Origin of the sequence: Polynucleobacter paludilacus (assembly GCF_018687595.1) — a bacterium.
Taxonomy (GTDB): Bacteria; Pseudomonadota; Gammaproteobacteria; order Burkholderiales; family Burkholderiaceae; genus Polynucleobacter; species Polynucleobacter paludilacus.
The window spans coordinates 374,529-398,847 of sequence record NZ_CP061298.1; the positions used below are offsets into that span (position 1 = coordinate 374,529).

Annotated in this window: 29 protein-coding genes and 1 tRNA gene; 22 read left to right on the forward strand and 8 right to left on the reverse strand. The window is 46.1% G+C overall.

The window, feature by feature from the left end; genetic code table 11:
• Positions 1–12: 12 nt before the first annotated feature.
• Entirely contained in the window at positions 13–489 is a 477-nt protein-coding gene (locus AOC06_RS02120; RefSeq protein WP_215380835.1) for a Dps family protein, read from the reverse strand.
• Positions 490–684: 195 nt separating this feature from the next.
• On the opposite strand from AOC06_RS02120, the gene AOC06_RS02125 reads away from it, so the two are divergent.
• Genes AOC06_RS02125 through AOC06_RS02135 form a run of 3 tightly spaced genes read left to right on the forward strand, consistent with a single transcriptional unit; the run spans position 685 to position 1,554 of the window.
• The gene (locus AOC06_RS02125; RefSeq protein ID WP_112203198.1) at positions 685–873 is read left to right on the forward strand and encodes a hypothetical protein; all 189 of its coding nucleotides are present in this window, start codon (positions 685–687) and stop codon (positions 871–873) included.
• Between the two features lie 24 nt (positions 874–897).
• Positions 898–1,281 carry a translational machinery protein gene (locus AOC06_RS02130; RefSeq protein WP_215380836.1) on the forward strand — a complete coding sequence of 128 codons (384 nt, stop codon included), beginning with the start codon at positions 898–900 and terminating at the stop codon, positions 1,279–1,281.
• 33 nt (positions 1,282–1,314) lie between these two features.
• Positions 1,315–1,554 (forward strand): hypothetical protein, encoded by a 240-nt coding sequence (locus tag AOC06_RS02135; protein ID WP_112203202.1) that lies wholly within the window; start codon positions 1,315–1,317, stop codon positions 1,552–1,554.
• Between the two features lie 40 nt (positions 1,555–1,594).
• Here AOC06_RS02135 and AOC06_RS02140 read toward each other — a convergent pair whose 3' ends face one another.
• Entirely contained in the window at positions 1,595–2,230 is a 636-nt protein-coding gene (locus tag AOC06_RS02140; RefSeq protein WP_215380839.1) for an NAD(P)H-dependent oxidoreductase, read from the reverse strand.
• Between the two features lie 276 nt (positions 2,231–2,506).
• Between AOC06_RS02140 and AOC06_RS02145 the strand changes: the two genes are divergently transcribed.
• The 6 genes from AOC06_RS02145 to AOC06_RS02170 all read left to right on the forward strand — a co-directional run bounded on the left by AOC06_RS02145 (position 2,507) and on the right by AOC06_RS02170 (position 7,535).
• Positions 2,507–3,250 (forward strand): bestrophin-like domain, encoded by a 744-nt coding sequence (locus tag AOC06_RS02145; protein ID WP_215380841.1) that lies wholly within the window; start codon positions 2,507–2,509, stop codon positions 3,248–3,250.
• 254 nt (positions 3,251–3,504) lie between these two features.
• Positions 3,505–4,725 carry a SorA family sulfite dehydrogenase catalytic subunit gene (sorA, locus tag AOC06_RS02150; protein ID WP_215380844.1) on the forward strand — a complete coding sequence of 407 codons (1,221 nt, stop codon included), beginning with the start codon at positions 3,505–3,507 and terminating at the stop codon, positions 4,723–4,725.
• Positions 4,726–4,735: 10 nt separating this feature from the next.
• A complete protein-coding gene (gene sorB, locus AOC06_RS02155; protein ID WP_215380848.1) occupies positions 4,736–5,047 on the forward strand; it encodes a SorB family sulfite dehydrogenase c-type cytochrome subunit in 312 nt (103 codons plus the stop codon).
• Positions 5,048–5,197: 150 nt separating this feature from the next.
• Complete coding sequence (locus AOC06_RS02160) at positions 5,198–5,770, forward strand: Rrf2 family transcriptional regulator (protein ID WP_215380851.1); 573 nt, start codon at positions 5,198–5,200, stop codon at positions 5,768–5,770.
• A gap of 6 nt (positions 5,771–5,776) precedes the next feature.
• Entirely contained in the window at positions 5,777–7,174 is a 1,398-nt protein-coding gene (locus AOC06_RS02165) for a 3'-5' exonuclease family protein (RefSeq protein WP_215380854.1), read from the forward strand.
• Between the two features lie 94 nt (positions 7,175–7,268).
• The gene (locus AOC06_RS02170) at positions 7,269–7,535 is read left to right on the forward strand and encodes a TIGR03643 family protein (protein WP_215380857.1); all 267 of its coding nucleotides are present in this window, start codon (positions 7,269–7,271) and stop codon (positions 7,533–7,535) included.
• A 14-nt stretch (positions 7,536–7,549) separates the two neighbouring features.
• Here the strand turns inward: AOC06_RS02170 and AOC06_RS02175 are convergent, their stop codons facing one another.
• Positions 7,550–8,245 carry an SDR family oxidoreductase gene (locus tag AOC06_RS02175; protein WP_215380860.1) on the reverse strand — a complete coding sequence of 232 codons (696 nt, stop codon included), beginning with the start codon at positions 8,243–8,245 and terminating at the stop codon, positions 7,550–7,552.
• Positions 8,246–8,311: 66 nt separating this feature from the next.
• Here AOC06_RS02175 and AOC06_RS02180 point away from each other — a divergent pair, with 66 nt between their 5' ends.
• The 4 genes from AOC06_RS02180 to AOC06_RS02195 all read left to right on the forward strand — a co-directional run bounded on the left by AOC06_RS02180 (position 8,312) and on the right by AOC06_RS02195 (position 10,375).
• Entirely contained in the window at positions 8,312–8,713 is a 402-nt protein-coding gene (locus AOC06_RS02180) for a thiol-disulfide oxidoreductase DCC family protein (RefSeq protein WP_215380862.1), read from the forward strand.
• 3 nt (positions 8,714–8,716) lie between these two features.
• Complete coding sequence (locus tag AOC06_RS02185; protein ID WP_215380864.1) at positions 8,717–8,905, forward strand: hypothetical protein; 189 nt, start codon at positions 8,717–8,719, stop codon at positions 8,903–8,905.
• Positions 8,906–9,025: 120 nt separating this feature from the next.
• Complete coding sequence (locus AOC06_RS02190) at positions 9,026–9,706, forward strand: hypothetical protein (protein WP_215380866.1); 681 nt, start codon at positions 9,026–9,028, stop codon at positions 9,704–9,706.
• A 117-nt stretch (positions 9,707–9,823) separates the two neighbouring features.
• Positions 9,824–10,375, forward strand: coding sequence for a hypothetical protein (locus AOC06_RS02195; RefSeq protein WP_215380868.1), 552 nt, complete (start codon positions 9,824–9,826; stop codon positions 10,373–10,375).
• A 190-nt stretch (positions 10,376–10,565) separates the two neighbouring features.
• On the opposite strand, the gene AOC06_RS02200 is transcribed toward AOC06_RS02195, so the two are convergent.
• Positions 10,566–10,895 carry a hypothetical protein gene (locus AOC06_RS02200; RefSeq protein ID WP_215380871.1) on the reverse strand — a complete coding sequence of 110 codons (330 nt, stop codon included), beginning with the start codon at positions 10,893–10,895 and terminating at the stop codon, positions 10,566–10,568.
• Positions 10,896–11,093: 198 nt separating this feature from the next.
• On the opposite strand from AOC06_RS02200, the gene AOC06_RS02205 reads away from it, so the two are divergent.
• The 3 genes from AOC06_RS02205 to infA all read left to right on the forward strand — a co-directional run bounded on the left by AOC06_RS02205 (position 11,094) and on the right by infA (position 13,278).
• Complete coding sequence (locus tag AOC06_RS02205; RefSeq protein WP_215380874.1) at positions 11,094–12,398, forward strand: lipase family protein; 1,305 nt, start codon at positions 11,094–11,096, stop codon at positions 12,396–12,398.
• A 330-nt stretch (positions 12,399–12,728) separates the two neighbouring features.
• Positions 12,729–12,932 carry a cold-shock protein gene (locus AOC06_RS02210; RefSeq protein WP_072583619.1) on the forward strand — a complete coding sequence of 68 codons (204 nt, stop codon included), beginning with the start codon at positions 12,729–12,731 and terminating at the stop codon, positions 12,930–12,932.
• An 85-nt stretch (positions 12,933–13,017) separates the two neighbouring features.
• The gene (gene infA / locus AOC06_RS02215) at positions 13,018–13,278 is read left to right on the forward strand and encodes a translation initiation factor IF-1 (RefSeq protein WP_215380876.1); all 261 of its coding nucleotides are present in this window, start codon (positions 13,018–13,020) and stop codon (positions 13,276–13,278) included.
• Between the two features lie 204 nt (positions 13,279–13,482).
• Here infA and AOC06_RS02220 read toward each other — a convergent pair.
• The 3 genes from AOC06_RS02220 to tsaE form a co-directional block, all read right to left on the reverse strand.
• Positions 13,483–13,558: transfer RNA gene (locus tag AOC06_RS02220), tRNA-Lys, on the reverse strand.
• A gap of 76 nt (positions 13,559–13,634) precedes the next feature.
• The gene (locus AOC06_RS02225; RefSeq protein WP_215380877.1) at positions 13,635–14,966 is read right to left on the reverse strand and encodes an N-acetylmuramoyl-L-alanine amidase; all 1,332 of its coding nucleotides are present in this window, start codon (positions 14,964–14,966) and stop codon (positions 13,635–13,637) included.
• 7 nt (positions 14,967–14,973) lie between these two features.
• Entirely contained in the window at positions 14,974–15,480 is a 507-nt protein-coding gene (tsaE, locus tag AOC06_RS02230) for a tRNA (adenosine(37)-N6)-threonylcarbamoyltransferase complex ATPase subunit type 1 TsaE (RefSeq protein ID WP_215380879.1), read from the reverse strand.
• Positions 15,481–15,525: 45 nt separating this feature from the next.
• On the opposite strand from tsaE, the gene queG reads away from it, so the two are divergent.
• The 5 genes from queG (at position 15,526) to AOC06_RS02255 (ending at position 19,739) form a co-directional block, all read left to right on the forward strand.
• Positions 15,526–16,653, forward strand: a complete 1,128-nt coding sequence (gene queG, locus AOC06_RS02235) for a tRNA epoxyqueuosine(34) reductase QueG (RefSeq protein WP_215380881.1) — start codon at positions 15,526–15,528, stop codon at positions 16,651–16,653.
• A gap of 19 nt (positions 16,654–16,672) precedes the next feature.
• Positions 16,673–17,461, forward strand: coding sequence for an AzlC family ABC transporter permease (locus AOC06_RS02240; RefSeq protein WP_215380883.1), 789 nt, complete (start codon positions 16,673–16,675; stop codon positions 17,459–17,461).
• Positions 17,458–17,802, forward strand: coding sequence for an AzlD domain-containing protein (locus tag AOC06_RS02245; RefSeq protein ID WP_215380885.1), 345 nt, complete (start codon positions 17,458–17,460; stop codon positions 17,800–17,802). Before AOC06_RS02240 ends, AOC06_RS02245 begins: the two co-directional genes overlap by 4 nt.
• A 62-nt stretch (positions 17,803–17,864) precedes the next feature.
• Positions 17,865–18,272 carry a GlcG/HbpS family heme-binding protein gene (locus AOC06_RS02250; RefSeq protein WP_215380887.1) on the forward strand — a complete coding sequence of 136 codons (408 nt, stop codon included), beginning with the start codon at positions 17,865–17,867 and terminating at the stop codon, positions 18,270–18,272.
• Positions 18,273–18,278: 6 nt separating this feature from the next.
• Positions 18,279–19,739 (forward strand): DEAD/DEAH box helicase, encoded by a 1,461-nt coding sequence (locus tag AOC06_RS02255; RefSeq protein ID WP_215380890.1) that lies wholly within the window; start codon positions 18,279–18,281, stop codon positions 19,737–19,739.
• Between the two features lie 16 nt (positions 19,740–19,755).
• On the opposite strand, the gene gluQRS is transcribed toward AOC06_RS02255, so the two are convergent.
• Entirely contained in the window at positions 19,756–20,700 is a 945-nt protein-coding gene (gluQRS, locus tag AOC06_RS02260) for a tRNA glutamyl-Q(34) synthetase GluQRS (RefSeq protein ID WP_215380892.1), read from the reverse strand.
• Positions 20,701–20,703: 3 nt separating this feature from the next.
• Here gluQRS and dnaE point away from each other — a divergent pair, with 3 nt between their 5' ends.
• The gene (dnaE, locus tag AOC06_RS02265) at positions 20,704–24,315 is read left to right on the forward strand and encodes a DNA polymerase III subunit alpha (protein WP_215380894.1); all 3,612 of its coding nucleotides are present in this window, start codon (positions 20,704–20,706) and stop codon (positions 24,313–24,315) included.
• Positions 24,316–24,319 lie beyond the last annotated feature (4 nt).

Below are 24,319 nucleotides of genomic sequence, written 5' to 3' on the forward strand. Positions count from 1 at the left end.
TTAGTAGATGAATTAGTCTTGCAACAGGCTTCTGAGCATCCAAGCGGTCTTCTCATGGATGTTTTGACGCTGGGTTAGTAGGTCGGCGGTGGGTTGATCGCCGGCTTTTTCCACCAAGGGGAAGAGCTTGCGAGCGGTTTTAGACGTCGCTTCCTGGGCTTTAACCAAAAGTTTGACCATTTCCATAGCCTTGGGTACGCCCGATACCTCATCAATTGAAGTGAGTTTGCTGTATTCCTGATAGGTAGCTGGAGCGGGTTCACCCAATGCCCGAATACGCTCAGCGATGAGATCTAATGCGGCCCACTGCTCGGTGTATTGGGTCATGAACATCAAATGCAAGGTATTGAACATGGGGCCTGTCACATTCCAGTGAAAGTTGTGTGTCATGAGGTAGAGGGTGTAGCTATCAGCTAAAAGTTTTGATAGACCCTCTGCGATTGCTTTGCGATCTTTCTCATCAATACCAATATCAATTTTTGTGCTCATGACATGCTCCATGTGTTTAGGATGAAATTCATTATGGATCGCTTTATCTGTGAAGAGTATTTTTAAAGTGAATAAATATAAAACTTATTTATAACAAAGGGTGTTAATCTGAAGTGAATCACTACTCCGTGCCCTCTATTGGGGTTGAGGCTATCCACAGATTGGCTCATTCATTTCATTACACAAGGGCAAATCATGGCAGCTGGACAAAATCAAAGAAACAGAAAAAACGACCCTATGCTTACGAAGACTGGGAAAACACGTCTTTACCCGCTTAATTTGACACAATTAAAAACCCTACTGGAAAAGAGCACTAAGCCAAAAGAAAAGGGCATGATTCTGCGAGCTATTGCATTACGCGAAGTGGCGATTAAAATTGCTTAATAGTCCAAAACTAAAGGGGTAAGCATGTCAGCAAATCACGTTGTTATCTGGGTGGATCACAGAGAAGCCCATGTGCTGTATTTTGATGCTAGCTTGAATCAGATGATTAAAGCTGACAGCACTCATCCCCATCTGCATCACAAGGCCAATGAAATCGGGAGCGGTAATGCGCCCGATGAGCATGCTTTCTTTCATAAAGTGATTAGTGCTGTGAAAGATGTGCATGAGATCCTGATTGTTGGTCCAGGGTCAGCCAAGAATGAATTACAGAAACATGCCGTAGCGCACGATTCTGCAATTGCCAAGAAAATTGTCGGTGTTGAAACGGTGGATCATCCCACTGATGGTCAAGTATTAAATTTTGCTAAGAAATATTTTCAAAAGATTGATCAATTAAGAGGTATCTAGTCGTCGTTAATTCATTGCTTGATTTAATACACCATGAAACCATTTTTTGCCAAGCTATTTGATATTTTCACCATCATTGCCACGCTCTCTTTTGTTGCGGGCGTCATCTTATTTGCAGTTGATAGCAATAACCGAAATGGCAGCGGTAATCAATCTACCTTCTTTATATCTGAAGTGCTTTGGTTTGCTGCCATCATTGCCTTGAACTATGTAGCCTTAGGGAAGGCCACTTTGTGGAATGGCAAGCGACACCAGAATCAGGATCCAAAATAATAGCCACCCGAGGGTGGCTATTTGCTGAATCAGCACTACTTTACTTAATCCAGCGGATAAAGTGATCCTTAGCGCGACGAACCTTCTTGAGATTGACTAACCAATCTTCATCGGCCTTACGATAACCTAGGGTTAGCATCACAACACTGCGTAAGCCTTGGGATTTCAGATCCAAAATTTCATCTAGGGCTTTAGGATCGAAGCCTTCCATTGGTGTGCTGTCGACCGCTTCATAAGCTGCTGCAATGAGGGCGGTGCCCAGACCAATATAGGCTTGCTTAGCAGTATGTGTGAAATTGACTTCAGGATCTCGTGCTGGGTAATTCTTCAAGAGCATCTGGCGATAAGCAGTACCAGATTCTGTTTTCAGGTTGCGAATCTCTTCAGTCATATCAAATGCCTGATTGATGCGATCTGCTGTGTAGTTATCCCATGCGGCAAAGACTAATAAATGGGAGCAATCGGTAATCTGTGCTTGATCATTGGCAATAGCCCTGATCTCGGTGCGAATCTCGGGGTTGGTGATCACTAATACTTCATAGGGCTGAAGTCCGCTTGAGCTAGCCGTTAGGCGGATAGCTTCCAGGATTTGGTTCAGCTTATCTTCTGGAACCACTTTGCTAGGATCCATCTTTTTAGTGGCATAGCGCCACTGTAATTTCTCAATTAGACTCATTTTTCCTTGGGGGTTTAGTTAATGAAGGGATGCAATTAGTGTAGGGCATATTAAAGTAAATTCAAGCTTTAATCTGATGCCAAAAGAAGGACCACCTGAGAGTGGCTTTGTATTGCAAATGGGTTCGACAAGATAGTTTTAATCTCTAGTTTCTTGGGCAGACCCCTTAAATTTTCTGACTAGTTATGGTTTCAGATAAGATCGAGAAACTAAATTACCTATGATGTGAGGCCTAATATGCCCAGTGTTATCTATCGATTCTCAAACCTTGCAATCATGTTGTTTTTTATAGTCATGATTATGATTGCGATGGATGGCTTTCCTAAGCTACTTCAACTACTTCCTTTTTTAGCACCCGGAGACGAGAGTACAAAATCAGGCTTATCTTTATTTGGGCCGATAGCCTCGAGTCTCGGTTTACTCATTGGTTTTTTGCTAAACCAAGCTCAGACCAATTTTCGTGAAGTTGAAGGCATTGTCTCTACCGAATCCGCAAGAATTAATAATCTCGACAGACTCCTGTTGCGATTTGGCAGCGACAAGGCTTTAGAAGTACGTGCGCAATTAAGGGCATACATTGAGTCAGTTATTCAGGTTGAATGGCCAAAACTCTCTGAAGAGCAGGGCAGTAAAGAGACCCATATGCTTTGGCGCTCCATATCTCAAAATGTTTTCAAACTGGATCCATCAACGCAAAGACAAGTTGCACTTTACGCAGACATTATTAAAAAGTCTGAGGAAGTAGCAGAAAGTAGAGAGACACGAATCGATCGATCTGAAAAACATCTGCCGCCACTATTTTGGGTGGTAATTTTTCTCTGTTTGGGGGCGCTGGTTTGTCTTAATGCACTTTTCCCACGCACTGATCATTATATTTTTGGACTGACTATTCTCTCGATCGCCTACGGTGGATTAATTTCCTTGCTTGTGATTACCGATAAGCCCTTTAAGGGGCAGAATGCCATTGCACCAGTGGCCTTAAGCAAGGTTTTAGCCTCGATCAAGACCAGGGTTGAGTAAGTGAATGTTTGCGCTTTAGCAGACCTAGCTCCACTTTCGTTTTAACTCGACGCCTTTCCGCTCAGCATTGACTGGCTAGCCTAGGGCTTGCTTTTGAAATCAAAGTGCATGATGAGTTGATTGGGCGGCAATCTTGACATCAATTTGTCATTGAACCTAAATATGTGCCGCCTACGAAGGGTTTGTCCTTATGGGGCATTCACAAAAAATAGTTATCCTAGTGAGAGTCATTCATCGGAGTGGAGGAGGCATCTATGAATTCAGAAAACTTTAGCAATCGACGTAAAGTGATTACAGCGGCACTAGCAGGCGGAGCCGGGTCTTTATTGCCATCTTGGGCTTGGGGGGCGGAGAGAACGAATTTGCCGATCGCCTATGGTGAGCGGGAGTTGATGGCATTTCCTGAAAAGAAACCCATGATTGTGCTGACTTCTCGCCCTCCTCAGTTAGAGACTCCATTTCAGTATTACGACAATCATGTGATTACGCCCAATGATGAATTCTTTGTGCGCTATCACATGGCTGGTATTCCAACCTCGATTGACCCTGCAACATATAAATTAAGTATCAGTGGCAATGTTGAGAAGCCCTTAGAGATCTCTCTGGAAAGTCTCAAGAAGAATTTCCCCTCACAAAGAATCGTAGCAGTAAATCAGTGCTCTGGTAATAGTCGCGGTTTATTTGAGCCTAGAGTCAATGGAGGTCAGTTAGGCAATGGTGCGATGGGTAATGCTGCATGGGTTGGCGTTTCCTTAAAAGATATCCTCAAAGCTGCCAATCCTGGTCGAGGTGCTAAGCAGGTGACATTTAATGGCTTAGACCAACCAGTTTTGCCAAGCGATTCAGATTTTGTCAAAGGTCTTGATATTGATCACGCCATGGATGGCAATGTGATGGTTGCCTATCAAATGAATGGCACAGATATTCCATTCTTAAATGGCTATCCAATCAAGTTAATTGTCCCTGGCTACTATGGCACTTATTGGGTAAAGCATCTTAGTGAAATCAAAGTGGTTGATGATGTCTATAACGGTTACTGGATGAACCCAGCGTATCGGATTCCGGATAATGATTGCAATTGTGTTGAGCCTGGTACGGCCCCTTCGAAAACCATTCCCATTAATCAATTCACAATCCGTTCTTTCATAACCAACTTTACTGATAGCAGCATTGTCACAGTAGGCAAGCCTATTCAAGCTAGAGGCATTGCTTTTGATGCGGGCTATGGCATTAAGAAAGTATTGTTCTCGCAGGACAATGGTCAAAGCTGGACCGAGGCCAGATTGGGTCAAGATCTGGGGCGCTTCTCTTTCAGGGAATGGCGCACTGAATTTACGCCCAAACAAAAGGGCACCCTGAATCTCAGGGTGAGGGCATTTAACCATGCTGGACAAATCCAACCGATGACTGCTTCGTGGATGCCTGCTGGATATATGCGAAATGTAGTTGAGACTGTCAAAGTCACAGCCGTTTAAGGAGAAATAGATGAAAAAAATGATTCTGCTTCTCTCCCTCTTCGTAATCACATCAATGGCTCAGGCTAAAACGATTGAACTGCCATCCGATACGGTTTTATGGAGACCATCTGATTTGCCTGGCTATGAGTTAACTTTGCAGAAATGCTCAACCTGTCATTCGGCTCACTATGCAGAGTACCAGCCACCCAACACAGGGCCGGGATATTGGAATGCTCAGGTCTTAAGAATGAAAAATGTGTTTAAGGCGCCCATTACTGATGAGGAAGTGCCTGTCATTGTGGACTATCTTAATAAGACTTATGGTGCCAATAGGAAGTAAAACATTGGCCAATCGAAGTGGAAGGCTTACCTAGTCTAAGATTGTAAAAAAACCACCCTCGGGTGGTTTTTTATTGCTTTCTTTCTTGATGGTCTTTGAGGTGGATGGCCCTCAGCAAAATTGAGAGAATAGATTCATAATTTAGAGATTGTGATCATAAAAATTAACAAAACTATTCGCAAGTCAATTGATACTCTGATCGACATTGCTGCACATTCTTCGTTCATGCAGCCTGTGCAAGCTAGTGAAATTGGCAAAAGACTGCATATTTCTAAAAGTCGCCTTGAAGTCTTTTTGGCAAACTTAAAGTCTGCTGGTTTGGTTCTGTCCGTAAAAGGTCGGGGAGGGGGTTATCTTCTCCCAGAAAAGCTTGCAACTCTCCCCATGGATGATTTAATGCAAAGATTGAAAAATCTCAATTATGGGAAGTCAAAGATTTCTGAGCTTACGAATGACGTTTTAGTGAGTATCGAAAAATATATTCAGGAATGTTTGGCCAGAATATCTTTCGAAGCTTCTATTCAGAAAGCGGTTCCGGACTTCAACGAAATTACTGAGGCCCCAAAGTTACAGAAGATAGCAGTCACTAAGCAGAGTAGACCACGCCAATCTCAGCCTAAAGCCCAAGAAAGTGGAATTGCATTTGCAACTCAACCTGAATCTCAAGTCAGGGGCCCGAACTCTGTCTTTAGTTTTGGTCAATACCTGTTGAATGGTCATTGAGTCGTGATGGGAAGCGGTAAATCGTATCCAGCGCTAGCCTTTGTGGATATTGAAACTACGGGCTCCAATTTCGAGCGAGACCGCATTACTGAGATTGCCGTCAAAACACTTTATGAGGATCGCATCGAAGTTTGGGAAAGCCTGCTTAATCCACAAGTATTTATACCGAATAATATCCAGCAGCTCACGGGGATTTCTCCGCAGATGGTTCAGAATCAACCAGAGTTTTCAGAGCTGGCTAAAGAGATCTATAGTCAACTCGAGGATAAGATTTTTGTGGCACACAATGCCCGTTTTGATTATGGTTTCATCAAAGCCTCATTCAAAAGAATCGGAATCGATTTCAAGCCCAGGGTGCTCTGCACTGTTAAGCTCTCTAGACATCTCTTTCCTGAGCAAAAAAGACATAATCTAGATACGCTCATTCAGGTGCATGACCTCAAAGTGAGCTCGCGACATCGGGCCTTAGGTGATGCAGAGCTATTACATCAGTTTTGGCAGGTTTGTGAAGCTAGATTTGGCAAGGAAAAATTACTCGGCGCGATTGATGTATTGACCGCAAATGCGAGCTTGCCAAGCCATATTGATAAAGAATTAATTAATCAAATTCCGGATAAGCCGGGTGTTTATATTTTTTATGCAGAAAATAAAGCCCCTCTATATATTGGTAAAAGTATCAATATGCGTACTCGGGTATTGAGTCATTTTCATAGCAACCTTACGAATCGTAAAGAGATGAAGCTGGCTTTGCAGGTGAAAGATATTGACTGGATTGAAACTAGCGGAGAAATGGGAGCCTTGCTACTGGAGTCTCAACTGATTAAGGAGCGACTTCCTGCTCTAAATATCAAATTAAGGCGCTCTAAGGATTTATGCGCTTGGCAATTGCAGGATCATGATGGGGTCATGACCCCCGTCTTGGTCAGCCATCGCGATCTACAACCAGGTGTTCAAGAAAATCTATACGGACTCTTTTGCAGCAAGAGAGAAGCGCATCAATGTCTTCAGTCCTTAGCCAAGCGCCATCGGCTCTGTGAGCTTACGCTGGGACTAGAAAAGTCAGCCGTTAAAAAAGCTTGCTTTGGATACCATGTAAAGCAATGCAACGGGGTCTGTGTGGGACAAGAAGAGGTCAAACTTCATAATCTGCGACTCATGACTGCCCTTGAGGCCTTTAAAGTGAAGATATGGCCCTATCCTGGCCCAATCGCCATTGTGGAGGGAGAGGCAATGCACGTGGTAGATCGTTGGTGTTACTTGGGCTCCGCAATGAATGAGGCTGAGCTCTACGAGTTAGCAACTGAGGGTGAAGCGGAGTTTGATTTGGATATCTATAAGATTCTAAAAAAACAGCTGAGCTCCATCCCGAATCGCCAGATTGTTTCCTTGGCACGTACGCAATGAAAATAACATTTAATCTATTGGGTATCTTGATCTCTAAATTGAAGATGTTCTTCGATGATGTATTGAGCTTGATTCGTTCTAATCTACGCTAAACATGAAATCGATCAATCACGCCTTAAGCCCTGAAGACCTATCCCGCGTAATAGAGATGGCCTGGGAGGATAGAACTCCTTTTGCTGCGATTGAGCAATCCTTCGGCTTATCCGAGTCACAAGTCATTGTTCTCATGCGCAAATCTTTGAAAAGGACTTCATTTAAGATTTGGCGAGAGCGCGTTTCGGGTCGAGCAACTAAGCATCAGGCTTTGCGCAGCAAGCTGGTTACAAGAGCATATTGCCCCACTCAATACAAGCAAAAGTGAGTCACTAGAAAATGCTACCAGGGAAGCTTTTCACCTGAATAGCTCAAGAAAGAACCGCTGTCGCTTTTCTCAAGAGCTAAAAGAACATTCAACATATCGCTAGCAGCCTCCAGCGCAGGTCTTCCCTTTACTTCGCCACCAAAAGGTTTTGATAGTCGGGACTGCACTGTGCCTGGATGCAAAGCAATTAGGGCGGTATTGGGCTTGGTACGTGCCAGTTCAATCGCTGCTGTCTTGATGATCATGTTGAGGGCAGCTTTTGAAGCTCGGTAGCTGTACCAGCCACCAAGTCGATTGTCTTCAATGCTTCCGACCTTAGCTGAAAGTGTCGCCATCACGCTGTGCTGCGGATCTAACAGTTTGACAAAGTGTTTCAGAGTGAGGGCCGGACCAACCGTATTGGTATTGAGAAGGGTGCTGAAGCTATCAGCAGTGAGATCGTCTAAGCGTTTTTCTGGGCTAAAGTGCTCGCCATGTAAAACACCGATGCTATTAATAATCAACTGAAAAGGTCCTTGGGAAGCAAGCCCATTTGCGGCATCAGCAATTGAATCTACATCCTGATAGTTGATTGATGGGAGCGACTGGCGGTGGATGCCAATCACTTTTTCGCACAGAGGGTGATTCTGTAATAGATCCATCAATGCAGAACCAATCGATCCTGAAGAGCCGATGACCAGCGCGTTAAAGGGGTGATTGAGTATTGGCATGAATCCTTAATGGTAGCAATGGGGGTGGTCAGCAGGCTTTATTAATAAGCCTTAATATAGGCTCAAATGATTCAGCTTGAAAAACTCACCTTATTTTATGATGGCACTTGTCCCCTGTGTCAGGCCGAGATCCTATTTTTAAGTAAACGTAATCAAGCAGGCCTATTGTCTTTTGTAGATATCAATTCACGACAGTATGACCCAAGTCAAGTTGGCGTTTCATGCGATATAGCTTTGGCCTCGATGTATGCCCAATACGAGAGTGGCAAACTCATCAATGGTGTTGAGGTCTTCTTGCAGGCTTACAAAAGAGCGAACTTACCTGTGCTGGTATGGCTATTCTCGCGACCTTATTTAAGACCCATCTTTAATGGGAGTTACCAACTATTTGCTCGCTTTCGTCATCCCATCTCTAGGACTATCGGCCCTATGGCTCTTCGGCTTGCAACAAGCTCACAAGGTAAATAAGAAATGAGTAATCCAGATCATCGATGCTGTGGATCAGGCGTTTGTATCATTAATCAGCAGGGTGAGTGCTGGTGTGGCCAAGTTTGGAATGGCAGCAAGATGGCTCCACCAAGCTTCACGCCACCTGGAATCAATGCTGAGAATAGCGACCCCTCACCATCCAAAGAGGATGAACTAAAGCCAAAAGAATAAAACAAGAAAAAAGCCTTATGAACATTACGCCTTCAAGATTTGATTATGGTTTTTACTAGATGTTACTCAACTTATTATTGGCTTTTTAGTCTTCTATTGGCTCTGGCAAGTTTCAGTGCTATGGCTGCACCTTTTGAAATCAAAGTGCATGATGAGCTGATTGCGGAATATCAAGACTCTGCCTATGAAGTCGAGACAAATTTATTTCAAGCTCCAGCATCGCAGGGTCTAAAAACCGATGTATTCCAGACGCGGCTTGAGTATGGGTATGGAATTGCTCGTGATAGTGAAGTTGGCGCCAATATCTATCTCAGCAATTACAACGGGGTCAGTTACGTCAATGGTGGAAAGATCAGCTATATGTATATCCCAACCCACGATGAAGAGGGGCTATGGCATTACGGTGTCAAAAATGAAATCAATTACATCAAGGATGTGGGTGGTACTGAAACTACCTTCTATGAATTCACTCCCATCTTGGCTCTGCAGCTGCAAGACTGGCGCTTTACTATTAACCCCAGCTTGGATGTCACTCTCAATAACAATATCTCGGCTGTATTTTCACCATCAGCTAAAGTGGCTTATGGATTAACGCATGCGCTTGATGTAGGCATGGAGTACTACTCAGATAACTTGCCGAATAAAAGTCTTTACAGCGTCAATCAACAGCCTCATACCGCTTATTTGGTTATGGATGCTAAATATGGCAAGTCAGCACTCAACATGGGTGTTGGCAAAGGCGTGACCACTAATAGCGATAACTGGGTTATTAAACTGATTGCTTCAGTAAGCTTTGATTAGGGGATGGCAGCCTCCCAGATTAGTTTTGATAGTATTTTTTGGGAAGCTTTACTTCTGGTTAATATTTGCCCCATGAAAATTATTTAATCATTAAACTTGTTTTTTTAAAGGCCTTGTATGGAAAAAATGCATTTCACCAGAATGGACCAAGGGACTCCGGCTGATTTTGAAGTGATGAAAGCGGTGCATGAGCGCACATTGGCAGCTTTGCCAGACAAGCTCTATGCACTCTTGGAGAATCTTGCTAAAGATACAGCCTACAACATCACTCGGAAAGAGCATTCTCTGCAGGCCGCTACTCGGGCGCTACGGGATGGCAAAGATGAAGAGTACGTTGTTGTGACCTTGTTTCATGATATTGCTGAGCCCTTAGGGCCCTTTAATCATGGTGAAGTCATTGCATCCATATTGCATCCTTTTATTTCTAGAAATAATTATTGGATGCTAGTTCAGCATGGTTTATTTCAAGCCTATTTTTATGGTGACAAGATTGGTGTAGATCCAAATGCGCGAGATCAGTTCAAATCAGATCCGGCATACGAGCAAACAGTAGAGTTTTGCGCCAAGTATGATGAAATCTCATTCGATCCTAGCTACAAAAGTGAGCCTTTATTGACATTTGATCCCATGGTGAGAAGAGTGCTCCAGAAGCAATGGGTTGCCCCATAAATTTTGAAGATAAGAAAGCAAAAGCCCAAAGGTCGCCTCTCAATTACTGGTAGGTCAGCTAAGCCGATAAAATGGTATTGCCACCTCTTAAATTGCTGTTGTTATTGAGCGCTATTATTTGTTACCAAAAAGGCTGTAAAACAAGTTGATGATGATCTGCCGATGCTCTTCTGTACCCATTAATTCGCTCTCATCGATATAGGGCTGCCTCACCGCTTTCGAATTGATAAGCATGAGAAAACGTACCGAAATCGCCAGACGTAAAGCTGAATACTTTCAGAACATGTCTGCCCGCTGAAATATTGACCTGACAGCTATCACCGTTTGGAATAGCACATACATCAGTTTCGCCGATATAAACCCTTGCTTTTCCAATGCTGGTTAGTGACGTATTTTCTCGGTTAAAAATGAGAGTGACGTCTCCCCCTGGATTCACTAGCGGTGGGACTTGTGCAGGTGTACTTTGGCATCCAGCAATGAGGGCGGAAAAACTAATGCACAGCAATATTTTGTATGACATATTTAGCCTAAAAGTGTATTGAATCTTAGGTGAACATTGCCTCAATTTTTGTCTATATCTTGAAAGTAATCGTAGGCTGGTAGGCCGGGCAAGATTGGCTGCGCTGAAACTGCGTTTTCGAACTCGCTACTAATGCGCTTCATGAGCTAAGATAGCTGTGAATCTGACGTTTTCCTACTCAATTTAACTATCTAAACTATGAAATTACTGAACCCATTTCCTTTTTTCGTATTTGGTGTGGTGCTCAGCATTTTTTCTGGTGTTGTATGTGCAGAGCCACCAGTGCCTCCTTTTTATGCCTCTGTCATGAAAATGACCCCCGAAGGTAAGTTGGGGCAAGTGATCAAGCAAGAGGCGCTAGCAACATCTGTCATGGGTGCGCAGGCCTGGAGGATTGCCTATATCTCTTCAGATATCTCAGGACGCAAAACTATTGCAACTGGGTTGGTCATTGCGCCAGTAGGGCCGGCTCCTGCAGGGGGTCGTCCAGTCATGACTTGGGCTCATGGCACAACAGGTTCAGCACAAAATTGTGGACCATCTCAAGTTACTGATCCTGCAGTTCCTTTGAATGAGTATTTCTTGGTTGGTGGAAATTCCTGGACCGACTATGGAATTCCGTCTCTAGAAGAGTTTATTAAAGAGGGTTATGTATTGGTTGCCACAGATTATCAAGGTCTCGGTGGTGGGGGTAGACATCAATATAGTGTTGCAGCAACCAATGGTATGGATGCACTCAATGCAGCCCGTGCTGCAGTTTCCATGAAAGAAACTGGGGCTAACAAAAAGACTTTGGTTTATGGTTGGTCCCAAGGGGGTGGCGCTGTAATCGCCCTAGCAGGCATGTCTGAATACATTAAACAAACAGGCACGGCAGCCGATAATCTGGACATGATTGGTTTTGTTGCCTTGGCTCCCCAAGATATTTCTATTCTTGCCCCAGCAGGAAAGCTTGATCAGGCCGCCGCAGATCAATTCTTCCAAGGTTCGCAAAAGATGTTTTTGGATAATGTTTTTAATTTCACCCATGCAACGATGTATTACTGGGGAACCCAAGCTGCCTTCTCTAATCTCAAGTTATCTGACATCTTTACAGATGAGGGTGTAAAAGTTGCCAATGAGATCTACAGTAATAAATGTATGCATGCATCAAGCGATACATTCAACTTTAACTATGGTGGCAGCTACGCAACTTTATTAAAGCAAACTCCTGCTAATACTGTGGCCTGGGCGCAAGCAATGCAAAAGGGCGGTGTTCCGGTAGTAAAACCCGTTGCACCTGTTCAAATCTACTTTGGATCAAAAGATACTGCCGTTCCTCCAATGATGCATAAGTTGTATCAAGATCAAATATGCAAGTTAGGCGGTAACGTTGGCAGAATGCAATTGCCTGGTGAGCAGTCCCACTTCACCACTCCTGGATCGTCTAAGCCGTTTTATTTGGCTTGGGTCAAAGATAGGGTGGCAGGTAAGCCGCTGGCAAATGCATGTCCTCAAAACTAGGAACGTCAAAAAAATAGTAATAAAGCCACCTACGGGTGGCTTTTATATAACTGACGGGTCGCGCGAGACTCGAACTATTGACTAATGGACTGCCAAGGCGCTTTTACCTGTACCTATGGCTGTTATAAAGGCGATTTATTGGAAAGTAATCTTTTTTGACGAAAGTAGAGTAAAATCCATTTAGCGATCTTCAAGCTAATAGTGTTGTTGTACTAGTAATTAATACCGCAGTTCTGCGATAGTTCTTCTTAGCATCTCCCCCGCCATTCTTGACTTTCGCCTCATTTGGGGCATTGTCCCTTTTATATTTTTTTTAAGGAATAGTCAGATATGGCAAACGGAATTGTGAAATGGTTTAACGACGCTAAAGGCTTCGGCTTTATTACCCCTGAACTCGGTGGCGAAGATTTATTTGCCCATTTTTCAGCAATTAATAGCAGCGGATTTAAATCTTTAGCTGAAGGCCAAAAGGTCACTTTTGATATTACTACTGGCCCTAAAGGCAAGTTAGCATCCAATATTCAACCTGTTTAAATCAGAAGCAAATGCCGGGCAGAAATTATTTGCCTGGTCCAAAGCCCAGCATGACTGGGCTTTTTATTTTTATTAAGGATGTTAAATGACAAAAGAAGCCTTGCTTGAAATGGAAGGTCTTGTTGATGAAATTCTGCCGGATTCTCGTTATCGAATAACTTTAGACAATGGCCATAAGCTTATTGCCTATACGGCGGGAAAAATGAAAAAAAATCACATCCGTATATTGGCTGGAGATAAGGTTTCTTTAGAGGTCTCTCCCTATGACTTGAGTAAAGGTCGTATTACATTTAGACATCTTGAGAAGAGGCAATCGTTTACTAGTGCGCCGTATAGGCGACATTGATAACTTTGAGGTTTAAAACTGCAAGTTAAATTAATATTTGCAAATAGTCTCAGGCCCGTGTCGATAGGGCTCAGGTAACCAAGAAATACTAAAACCACCTTCGGGTGGTTTTTTATTTGAGGGTCTATTGCCACCATAAGTTACCAATACATTCCATTCAGGTAAAAGAAAAGGGACCACATTGCTGTGATCCCTTTGTATAACTGGTGGGTCGGGCGAGATTCGAACTCGCGACCAACGGATTAAAAGTCCGCTGCTCTACCGACTGAGCTACCGACCCGGTAAAACGGAAATTATAGCAAGACTTGCGACTTCGTCCTGAGCTCTTGCTGCTCCTGCCTCGTATAGCCCGATGCTTAGGAGTTCACCCGCCTGGCTACTGGTGGATTCTTCGAGAAATAATCTTTAATTCCCCTCAAAATCGCCTCAGCAATTCGGTCCTGATAGGCGTCATCATTGAGTCTGGCCTCTTCTTGGGGGTTGCTGATAAATGCGGTCTCGACCAGAATCGAGGGAATATCTGGGGCCTTGAGAACGGCAAAGCTGGCTTGCTCTACTTTGCCTTTATGTAAGGCTGCAAAACCACCGATTTGCCTTAAAACCGAGTTGCCGACCTGAAGTGAGTCATTAATTTGCGCCGTGGTCGACATATCCAGCAAGAGATTGGCAACTTGCCGATCTTGGGTTTTGATATTGATGCCACCAATCAGGTCTGAAGCATTCTCTTTATTGGCCATCCATCTGGCAGTCGTGCTAGACGCTCCCATTTGGGAGAGTGCAAAAACCGAAGCCCCCTTGGCATCTCTTTCAATAAAGGCATCTGCATGGATTGAAACAAATAAATCCGCTTGGACTGCGCGGGCTTTTTGCACTCGGACATGCAGGGGCACAAAGTAATCACCGTCTCTTGTTAAAAAAGGGCGCATATAGTCTTCGCCCTCAATCTTTTGATTAAGGCGTTTGGCAATCGAGAGCACTACGTTCTTTTCTCTCGATCCTGCTGCACCAATTGCGCCCGGATCTTCACCGCCGTGGCCGGCATCGATAGCAATCGTGATCAAGCGTTTATATTTAGCCGTTACTTTAGGGGTCTTCACATCTGGAATGGCCTGCGCCACTGGCGGACCTTTTTCTGGCTTACTCGCAAATTGTGCAATTTGATCAATTTCTTCATTGGATTTAACCAGGGCCTGCTCTTTGCGAGCACTGCTCTTGACTAACTCCATTAAGGGGTCGGGCGGGGTAGTGGGGTAGAGATCAAATACCATGCGGTATTGGTACTCACCGATGGGGTCAAGGGTAAAGAGTTGGGGCTTAATCGGTTCTTTGAGGTCAAAGACCAGGCGCACCACATTGGGTTGATATTGACCCACCCGAATTTGTGAAACATACGGATCATTGGGTTTGACCTTGGCAACGATGTCTTTGAGGGTGGGGTTGAGTTCCAGGTTTTGGACATCCACTACCAATCGATCTGGGTTAGTTAACACTTGCTGCGTAATGGGTAGCGGAGTATCTGACTCGAGCGTGATACGGGTGTAATCCTCAGAAGGCCACATCCGCACTCCCAGAATCTTGGCGCCCCAAGCAATCTCGATTTCTCCCAAGAGGAGCACAAAGCCTAAGAGCTTGGCCGAAGTCTTGAGGCACTGTCTTCTCGAGAGATTGGCAGGGCTAGAGGGTCTCATGTGGGTGCTAGATTTGCTCTAGTAATTGGGTGCCAGCAGCACCATTGGCATTTAGCGTAATGACTCTCTCAGACTCGATGTCACCCGCAGTCAATCTGATTACGAGATCAAAGGGCGGTAGAGTGTTTTCTGCCTTCTCAGGCCACTCGATTAAACACAATCCTGGCACATCAAAGTACTCAGCAAAGCCTGCCTCTTGCCACTCGAGTGGAGAGCGCATGCGATAGAGATCAAAGTGATGGATAGTGACGGGATTTTGATCAAGCTCGATTAGATAAGGTTCGCAAAGGGTATAGGTGGGGCTCTTCACCTTGCCTGTGTGTCCTAGCCCTTGAATCAGAAAGCGTGCAAAAGTGGTCTTGCCTGCACCTAGATCCCCCTCTAAAGCAAGATTGAGATGAGCGCTTGGATTGGCGGCCCAGATCTTGGCGATCGCTTTGCCTAGACCTTGAGCGAGGGTCGCAGTCTCGCTTTCTTGCCTACAATGCTTTATCTGGGTTTGGCTCTGTGTCATGGTATTTGCCTAGTTTATTCAATTATTGCGATACATTCTGAATTCATGAGTTCAACTTCATCTTCCCCCTCTGCCTTGGATAGCGATCAGCTAGCGTCGCTCCGCCAATGGCTTGATGGCGAAGCTAAGGCTATTGGTTTTGATGATGTCCGTGTGACCGATACCCATTTGGGAGCTGCTACTGAGAAGTTAAGAGAGTGGCTCGCTGCAGGGCGCCATGGCCACATGGAGTATATGCAACGCCATGCCGCGCTCCGTTCAGATCCCCAACTTCTTTTGCCTGGGACGACCCGTGTGATTTGTGTGCGCATGAATTATCTGCCACCCGAAGTGAATTTTGATCATGAGTGGCAGCGTCTTGCTCAGTCAGATCAAGCCGTGGTCTCTATCTATGCACGCGGTCGTGACTATCACAAGATCTTGCGTCAACGCTTACAAGAGTTTGCAAAAGCCATTGAGGCCAAAATTGGTTCTTTTGGGTATCGCGTTTTTACTGACTCTGCGCCGCTCATGGAAGTGGAGTTGGCTCGCAAAGCAGGATTGGGTTGGCGAGGTAAACATACTTTATTACTTAACCGAGAGGCGGGCTCAACTTTTTTCTTGGGTGAGATCTTGGTTGATATTCCGCTGCCGCTGGATGCAGCAATTGAAGAACATTGTGGCAGTTGTAGTGCATGTATTGACATCTGTCCGACACAAGCGATTACAGCGCCTTATGCCTTAGATGCAAGAAGGTGCATCTCTTATTTGACGATTGAGAACCCCGACGTCATACCCGTGGAGTTTCGCAAAGCGATGGGTAATCGCGTGTATGGCTGCGATGACTGCCAACTCATTTGCCCCTGGAATAAATTTGCGCAGCGCAGTACCTTGCCCGATTTTGCTGCGCGTCACGGTTTGGGGAGTGCCTCATTACTCGAGTTATGGTCCTGGACCGAAGGACAGTTTGAGCAACGCCATGAGGGCAGTGCGATACGGCGGATTGGTTATACGAAGTGGCGTCGCAATCTCGCGGTGGCACTCGGTAATGCCATCGGCTCAGATATTGCCCCCGCAGAAAAGGAAGACATTCGGGAAGCCTTAATTGAGGCTTTGGACAGTGCGGCCAATACTTCTCCATTGGTGATGGAGCATATCGAATGGGCTCTCGCGCAATCTGCTGCTGGTTTTTAAGTCCTCTTACAATAGTCCGATGTCCTCATCAACCCAACACCAGCACTCAGACTCTGCCGACCATGGACTCGACGGACCAAGTCAGAATCGCTATGCTAGTCGTCAGGATGCGTTTTGGTCTGGCATCAAACATGCTGCGGGCGCTCCTGCTATTGTTTTGTTTGCTGGCATGGTAGGTTTCGGTGCCATGGCTAAAACCAATGGCTTTGATTTATGGTTTCCCGCGCTGACCAGCTTGTTGATGTTTGCCTTACCTGGGCAAGTTGTTTTAATGGAAATGGTGATGACAGGATCATCCGTCATTGCGATTGCATTAGCAGTGACGCTAACTTCTACACGCTTCATCACGATGACGGTGACGCTCTTTCCTCAATTACATGAAAAAGATCGCAATCGTAATTTATACGCATCAGTCCATATGCTTGCGATGACAGTATGGTCTATGACTATGCGCGAGTTTCCTTCGATAGAACGCAAGCATCGACTCAATTATTTCTTGGGATTTGGTTTGGTCTGCTGGTTGATGAGCATTCCAGGAACGATCTTAGGTTACTACCTCGCAGCTTGGGTTCCTGCTGCAATTACTTTGGGTCTGATTTTTATTAATCCTCTATTTTTTCTGTTGACTTTTACGGATGTGAAGCCTTGGGTGAATCGCATTGCGATTGCGCTGGGCTGCATACTGGGGCCAATCTTTTATTTTGTTGATCGTGATTCCAGTTTGTTAGCTGCTGGCCTTATTGCTGGAACATTAGCATATTACATTGATCGCAAGATGATTCGTAAACGTCCAGGAGTCATCGGATGATGCCAAATATTATTCATGGTTGGCAGCTGGCGATTGCTCTAGGTGGAGCATGTTTAGGGACCTACTTCTGTCGCGCAATTGGCGTAATATTATCAGGGCATATCAACCAAGATACCGAATTCTTCCGCTGGCTTGCGGCAGTGACTTATGCAATGGTGGCCGCTTTGACCATTCGCTTAATTTTGCTCCCTGTCGGAATGCTCCAGAATGTATCGGTATGGATGCGTATCCTCATATGCATTATTAGCCTCGGGGTCATGGTTTCTAGGCCCCAGCGCCGTTTATCGGCCGCACTGCTCGTGGGAACGGGCCTGATGGTCTTATACGGCGCAACCCACTAGCCCTTATAATTACAGCAATATTTGTTATTAATGACATATCTATAGAACTTGAAAGAAGAACGATGTTAGCTACCAAACCATACTTGACACAGGCCGACGCGCAAAAAATTCTAGATGCAGCAAATCAGTTCGCAGCAGAAAACAATTTCGCGGTCACCATTGCAGTTTGCGATGACGGTGGTCACCTTTTAGGTTTGATTCGTCGTGATGGCTGCGCACATATTTCTTCTTACATTGCTCAAGAGAAAGCGCGTACTGCTGCGATGGGTAAACGTGAGACTCGCGTTTACGAAGAGATTATTAATAATGGTCGCACTGCTTTTGCATCCGTTCCGCACAGTATGGGAATGTTAGAAGGCGGAGTCAATATCGAGGTAAATGGTTTTACCATCGGCGCAGTCGGCGTTTCCGGCGTTAAATCGGCCGATGATGCTGCTACTGCAAAAGCAGGCATCGCTGCCATCCTTTAAGTTATCTTGACTAATACCCCTACCGAAATTTCTACTGAATCTACTCCCCAAGCAACAATCACCTTTGCTGATTTTGGCTTAGACCCGCTCATTCAAAAAGCGGTATCTGAACAGGGCTACACCAGCCCGACTCCTATTCAAGCGCAAGCCATTCCCCATGTTTTATTGGGGCAAGACTTGATGGGCGCTGCCCAGACCGGTACTGGCAAGACGGCCGCATTCGTATTGCCTATCATTCAGCGCATTCTGCGCCATGCAAGCAGCAGTGCTTCACCTGCTAGGCATCCCATTCGGGCCTTGGTGCTGACACCGACCCGCGAGTTAGCAGTGCAAGTTGCAGAGAACGCAGCAAACTATTCTCGTTATACTGATTTACGTTCGGCCGTGGTCTATGGCGGTGTGGATATGAAAGAGCAAGTAGCCACCTTGCGAGGCGGTATTGAGATTTTGATTGCCACGCCTGGTCGCCTCTTGGATCACATTGGCTCTAAAGTGGCCAACCTTTCTCAAGTAGAACTCTTAGTGTTGGATGAGGCAGATCGAATGCTGGACATGGGCTTCCTACCCGATCTACAGCGCATCATCAATTTGATTCCAGCCCAGCGTCAAACTTTATTGTTCTCAGCTACTTTCTCACCAGAGATTAAAAAACTGGCGCAGAGCTATTTGCGTAATCCTGTGACGGTTGAGGTTGCTAGACAAAATGCTGCTGCCGATACCGTACGCCAAGTGATTCATATGGTGCGATCGGGTGATAAAGAAAAGGCCATTGTGAAGATTTTGGCTGCACGGACAGAGCAAGGTTTATCCCGTCAGTGCATCATCTTTACCAATAGTCGTATGGGTTGTGGCAGATTGGCGCGGGCTCTAGAACGTGACGGCATTAAAGCCGGTGCGATTCATGGTGATAAGAGCCAAGGCGAACGGACTCTAACTTTGGATGCATTTAAGTCGGGCGCGATTGAAGCCTTGGTTGCAACCGACGTGGCAGCGCGTGGCTTAGATATCCCAGCAATGCCCTGCGTGATTAATCATGAGTTGCCGTTTAATGCCGAAGACTTTATTCACCGGATTGGCCGCACCGGACGTGCGGGCAGTACTGGTGATGCGATTGCCTTAGTTGACGATAGTGAAAAACGCTTGCTCGACGATATCGAGAAGTTAATGAAGCGCAAGTTAGATATTGTTCCATTGCCTAATATCGATATTCCTGGCGGTCAGGAATCTGACTATGAGCCTAGACATCGGTCGCCTCGATCGACTCGTGAGACTTCTCAGAGATCGTATTCAACACCAAAGTCATCGCCAGCGCCTGCTGCTGATCCTTTCTTTTCCATGCCTTATGAATCTTCGAAGACAGTCAATCAAGCAGAAAATACGGATGCTCAGCCAGAAGTCAAAAAGGTGGGCATTGTTCCTGCCAAAGCTCCAGTAGGTGCCTTGCTCGGCGGCTTCAAGAAGAAGTAAAGCGCGAATATATTAGTCAGCAGTACTTCTTTTTCCAAGCAGCAGTCGCTGCTGACAAAAACTCACCAATACTCTGGTGTGCTTGCTTAGCGATTTCCTGTAAACCCAAATGATTGGCTGCTAGCTCAAGCGCTTTGAGGGCATGAGCAGGAGTGCTGATATCAATGGCGCTGGCGAGAGTTTGTTTGCTCAGCTTTTCACCAAATTCATCGAGCACCAAAGGCAAATGTACATATACTGGTGTCGGGTAGTGAAGCACTTTCTGTAAATAAATTTGCCTTGCCGTATTGTTGAGTAAATCTTCGCCCCGGACCACATGCGTAATTCCCTGTTCAGCATCATCGACGACCACAGCCAACTGATACGTAAATAAGCCGTCACTTCTTCGTAGGACAAAATCTCCTACTTCCTGACTGAGATTCTGGATTTGATGACCTAAGGCGCGATCCTCAAATGCAATAGTGCAGTGTTCTGGGAGCGCAATTCTCCAGGCAGCGAGTGTATTTTCCGGTTTTAGTCCTAGCTGCGATCGACAGCTTCCTGGGTAGACCAATTCTTGATGGCGCTCGGTCTCGACGCCTAGCGCCTTTAAGGCATTAGCAATCGTTTGGCGAGAGCAATTGCAGGGGTAGAGCTGACCCTCGTCAATGAGCTGATTGAAGGCCTTTTGGTAGGTTTCCTGCCGTGCGGATTGCCATACAGGCTCTTCGTCCCATTGCAGACCACAGGCCAGCAGTTGAGCCTGGATTTGCTCGGCCGCTCCAGGAATGCTACGGGGGGTGTCGATATCCTCAATCCGAAGTAGCCACTGACCCTGATGAGCCCGTGCGTCCAGCCAGCTACCAAGGGCTGCTACTAGAGAGCCAGCATGCAGAGGACCGGTCGGGGAAGGTGCAAATCGCCCGCGATAGGCTCTGGCTGGGGAAGGGGGATTTTGAAGTTCGGACACAGCTAAAATCATCTCATGGCTTTACCTCGTTTCGTTCATCTTCGTCTCCATTCCGAGTTTTCGATTACGGACGGAATCGTGCGAATTGATGATGCGATTGCGGCTGCCGCTAAAGATGAGATGGGCGCCTTAGCCATCACAGACTTGAGTAATTTATTTGGTTTAGTGCGTTTTTATTCTGGGGCTCGCTCTCAAGGGCTTAAACCGATTGCCGGTGCCGACGTTTGGATTAGCAACCCTCAAGATCCTGATCAACCCCACCGTTTATTGCTCTTGGTGCAAAACCAATCGGGCTATCGGAATTTATGTCAGTTACTGAGCCGCGCCTCTTTGGATAATCAATCGCGTGGACGAGCAGAAGTGCATCCTCAGTGGTTTACTGAACCCGCCGCCAAAGAGGAAGACCGTAAAGCAAAGAAGACCCTTGCCGATGGTCTGATTGCTTTATCAGGGGCCCGAACTGGCGATGTGGGCACAGCCCTCTTGGGAGGTCAAGCTGATCAAGCGAGAGAACTGGCAAAGCATTGGAGCAAGATATTTCCTAGTAGTTACTTCATTGAAGTGCAGCGTGGCGGTCATCCACAAGACGAGCAACATCTGCAACTCGCCTGTCATTTAGCAAGCGAATTAGACCTGCCTGTTGTGGCAACCCATCCAGTGCAATTCATGCAAAGAAGTGATTTCACGGCGCATGAGGCTAGGGTATGTATTGCTGAAGGTGAGTTACTCGGCAACCCCCGTCGACAAAAGAAATTCAATGAAGAGCAGTATTTCCTCAGTCAAGCAGAAATGGAACAGCGCTTTGCGGATTTGCCGGTTGCTTTGGCGAACTCAGTGGAAATTGCGAAGCGTTGCAATCTCTCGCTGACTTTAGGCCAACCACGTTTACCGAATTTCCCGACACCGCCTGGCATTACGCTTGACGACTATTTACTGCAGCAGTCCGAGATTGGTTTGAAGCGCCATATGGAGCGCAATTTTCCCGATCCAGAGGAGCGCGCTAAAGAAGAGGGTCGTTATCACGATCGCCTCGTCTTTGAAGTCAAGACGATCTCGCAAATGGGTTTCCCTGGCTACTTCCTGATCGTTGCTGACTTTATTAACTGGGCCAAGAATAACGGCGTGCCCGTAGGCCCTGGGCGCGGATCTGGTGCAGGCTCACTCGTGGCTTACTCCTTGGGTATTACGGATCTTGATCCTTTGCGTTACAACCTCCTCTTTGAGCGCTTCCTCAATCCTGAGCGCGTCTCGATGCCAGACTTTGATATCGACTTCTGTCAGCACGGTCGTGACCGTGTGATTCAGTACGTTAAAGACAAGTACGGCAAAGATGCGGTCAGTCAAATCGCCACCTTCGGTACCATGGCGGCACGCGCAGCGATCCGCGATGTGGGTCGGGTGCTTGAGCAAGGCTATAACTTCGTTGACGGTATTGCCAAACTGGTTCCGAATAAGCCAGGCCAATACATGACGATTGATATGGCTAAAAAGGAAGAGAAGCAATTAGCCGAGCGCGAGAAGAATGAGGATGAAGTCCGTCAGCTCTTATCTCTGGCTGAGCAATTAGAAGGCATGACCCGTAACGTGGGTATGCATGCTGGTGGTGTACTGATTGCGCCTGGAAAGTTAACGGATTTTTGCCCCCTCTATACCCAGGAGACAAAAGAGCAAGACAGTAGTTCAGTCATCAGCCAGTTTGATAAAGATGATGTGGAGGCAATTGGTCTAGTGAAGTTTGACTTCTTAGGCTTAACTACGCTGACCATTCTGGCAGCAGCTGAGCGCTGGATTAAAACCCTCCATGCGGATCGCAAGGACTGGAGTATTGGCGATATGGCGCTCGATGATCCTGCGGCATTTGAGGTGCTCAAAAAAGCGAATACCGTCGCCGTCTTCCAGCTAGAAAGTCGCGGCATGCAAGGCATGCTCCGTGAAGCCAAGCCTGACCGCTTTGAGGACATCATCGCCTTAGTCGCTTTATATCGTCCGGGCCCAATGGATCTCATTCCAGACTTTATTGAGCGCAAGCATGGTCGACAAAAAGTAGAGTATCCGGATCCCCGTATCGAACCGGTTCTTAAAGAAACCTACGGCATCATGGTCTATCAAGAGCAGGTGATGCAGATGGCGCAGACGATTGGAGGCTACTCACTCGGTGGTGCCGATTTATTACGTCGCGCGATGGGTAAGAAAAAACCGGAAGAGATGGCGCAGCATCGCAAGATCTTTAGTGATGGAGCAAAAGCAGGCGGCATTACTGAAGGTAAAGCCAATGAAATCTATGACCTGATGGAGCGTTTTGCAGGTTATGGCTTTAATAAATCACACGCTGCTGCCTATGCTTTGCTGGCCTATCAAACCGCTTGGTTAAAGGCCCATTACCCCGCAGAATTTATGGCAGCCAACTTATCACTCGCCATGGATGACACCGATAAGGTCAAGATTTTGTATGACGATTGCTTAGCCAATCAAATTCGGGTATTTTCTCCAGATATTAATACTGGTGTATATGAGTTCACCCCCTTGAGAAGTCCCGATGCTGCACCGGATGCGCCACTCAGTCATATTCGTTATGGTTTAGGGGCTGTGCGCGGAACGGGTGAAGCAGCAATTGAATCCATTGTTAAAGTACGCGAAGCGGGTGGACTCTTCAAAGATATTTTTGATTTCTGTATGCGAGTCGATCGTCGTCAAGTCAATCGTCGCGCAATTGAAGCTTTAATCAGGGCAGGAGCTTTTGACAGCTTATATCGAGATCAGCTCCAAACGGGCGGCAATTTATTTGATATCCGCTCTACCTTGCTAGCCTCGCTTGCGCGTGCGATTGAAGCGGCAGAGCAAGCAGAAGCCTCAGTCAATCAGGTCAGCTTATTTGAAGTTGCTGGCGAAGAAGATCGCCATCTGCCAGAGTTGGTACGCGAACCCATCTGGCCTGAAAAGAAGCGCCTATCCGAAGAAAAAACAGCACTCGGACTTTGCTTAACGGGGCATATGTTTGATGCCTATCGTGAAGAAGCGAGCCATTTTATTCGCCAGCCCTTGGCCAAAGTGACTGAAGGTAAAGATCAATTAATTGCCGGCATTATTACTTCCGCTCGCATGCTCACTGGTCAGCGTGGTCGCATGATGATTGCGACGATCGATGATGGTAGTGCGGCCATTGAGGTGACGCTCTATAGCGAAGTCTATGAGCCCAATCGATCGTGGCTCAAAGAGGATGAGCTACTGGTTGCTAAGGTGAATGTCACGCCAGATAAGTTTTCAGGTGGAATGCGGGTTGTTGCCGAAGCCGTTATGGATATCACGGGTGCCAGAATGCGCTTTGCTCGCAATGTGCATGTCTGCATTGATTCGGCGATTGATGTAAAGATGCTGCGAAGTCAAATCGGACCTTATTTAATGGCCAATCGGACCCGTGAACCTAAATTTGGCGCTCCTCCTACGACAAGCGCTAATGATGGAGTGAAGGGTTTAATTCTGACAGCGGCTGTGACCACGGCAGGTGGTGCTTGTTTAATTCAGTTTCCAGAAGACTTGCGAGTCTATCCAGATGACGCTTGCTTACATAGTTTGCACCAAGTACTCGCTTCCAAGCAGGCCAATCCCGTACAAGTTCAGTACCACTAAATTC